1 pseudogene is annotated in these 2,201 nt (G+C 39.9%); it reads left to right on the forward strand.

Annotated elements, in window-relative coordinates:
• Window positions 1–1,244: pseudogene (locus F6K63_RS36610) on the forward strand (hypothetical protein); the annotation flags it as partial.
• Window positions 1,245–2,201 lie beyond the last annotated feature (957 nt).

Below are 2,201 nucleotides of genomic sequence, written 5' to 3' on the forward strand. Positions count from 1 at the left end.
GGACTAGTGTGAATCTTGGAGAATTGTTAGTTAATAAACTGCTCAAACTCCGGAACCAATATAGCAAGAAAATAGCGAGTGAGAAACCATGGAACTCTCTGTACAAGCTAATCATTAACACAATCTACGGAATCATGGTATCGCCATTTTTCGCCATTGGCAATGTAGTTGTCGGCAATAACATCACAGCACGTGCCCGAGCTATGGCATGGTATATGGAGAAATCACTGCACGGTTTTCAGACCATTACTGATGGATGTGCATTTGAAATAGACAACGTCATTCATAAAAAATCAAATCGAAAACTCACCGCTGAAGCATTAGTGGAAGCATACACACCAAGCAAAGCGGAAAGTTTAAGATTCGGAAGTCTCTTTAAAGAACGCGACATCGAATTTGGAACCATTAGACAAGATGATGAGCTGACAGTCATCGCCAAAACTAAAAATGGAATAATAACCGGTAAAGAGTTAGAAAACATGACAGCTAAGCAAGTAGCAACACACATACGAAACACATTCCCATCAGTTTCAGTAGTCAATAAATTTGAATTTGAAATCAAGTCAATCTGCACATCTGCCACATGCCACGGCTCAGCTAACTACAAGTTTCAAATTGGTGATGAAAAAGTCACCACAAAAATGCGCTCATACCGAGATAACGAATGTCAAGCAGAAACGATGAATGGTGATGAATTGCAAAGCTTGACCAATGAATATCTCCCATCCGAAACATTCTTAGATAGTCTACACGAGACACCATACAGCGTTGAACGAGCGAAAACTTATCTGTTCCGTAAGATACTGAAACCGTCCGAATACAAAAAGAATTATCTGACATCTTGGAAAAATTCACAAGCTTTCCCCGGATGCACAGTTGAATCTGCTCGTCTGTTGCGAGAATGTAGCTTATCACAGTTCACATTTCAAACCCATGACCAGATGAAGAGCTGGGAGCGTGAACAAAAATATCTTATCAACAAGTATGGACAATCATACGAAACATTCTTCACCAATGATGATGGGACTATCAATTATCAACTGATGATAGATTCGATTGACACAGCCATCCGTGCTGGTAATCGCAATTTCAAGTCAACCATCAAAAAACATAAGTATTACAATGCCGCACGAGATTACGAAGAACATCCAGAATTTCAATGCTTGCTAATGGTCAGAGCCAACTTAGATATTCGGTATGGTCGCAAATTGGTTACTGGTAAAAATGATAGCAGTGAAGAGTAATCAAATCTAGATAAAGCATCAATAAAAGTTAGCACATGCATTTTTGGAACTCACTGCTAACAAGAAACAGAGACCGAAAAACTTGTCAAATATTCACATTTTGCATGTGCTAACAAAACTGAACATCCCCAGTCAAAAGTCAATACTGACACCATGATAACACATTCATCCCATTACCACTAATTAACACTATCAGTGAAACCAGTATCAATAATTCCAACTATTGAAAACGCTTGATGGTAGTTAGTAGTACTCTAAGACAACTAAACCAATGGTGTTAATGGGTTATTAGACTGCTGATTTAAGCAATGCCAAAAAACACTAAATTAGCGCAATCAAAGTATCATTTCAAAAAAACCCGCTTGACTGCGCAAAAATCGAATTCTGAAACCCGCATGAAATATGGGTATGTGTGTTTTTGTTGCCGTGAACGGCTCTAATATATGGGGAATGAGTACACGGCACCCCCATATTTTGGCTGCGAAGCATCCGCTTAATTTCCGTGACTGAGTACTTGGTCTTATAGTTGACATCTCACGACGAGATTAAGCGTATTTGAGTCGGTTTTGGGTATTTGATGTTCTAATGACATTATGAATCAATAAGGTGTCACAACCATCCTATTACTCAACCCTCTACTTATCCTCTAATCTTCCCAGGTTCCTAGTATTGACTATCTAGTTTGTGAATTTTTGATGTGTGTGGCCAAGATGGTCTGATTCATGCCCTCATTTTGGCTATCATTGGCCGTACCCGGCCAATTAGCCGGTTCATATACCCATTTTAGCTTTAAGAGTGGTTACGGGCTTGCCTTTGCATTGGAATACCACCCTGTAGAATCATTCCTAGGTGTCGCTGTTTTCTTTTTATGACCCCTCACTGTACCCCGGTCGCATTTTTCGATACATTGAACTTGGCCGAGCCGCCGTACCGAATTCCCATCCCAATGACTACTGA

The organism is Moorena sp. SIO1G6 (assembly GCF_010672795.1).
Taxonomy (GTDB): domain Bacteria; phylum Cyanobacteriota; class Cyanobacteriia; order Cyanobacteriales; family Coleofasciculaceae; genus Moorena; species Moorena producens.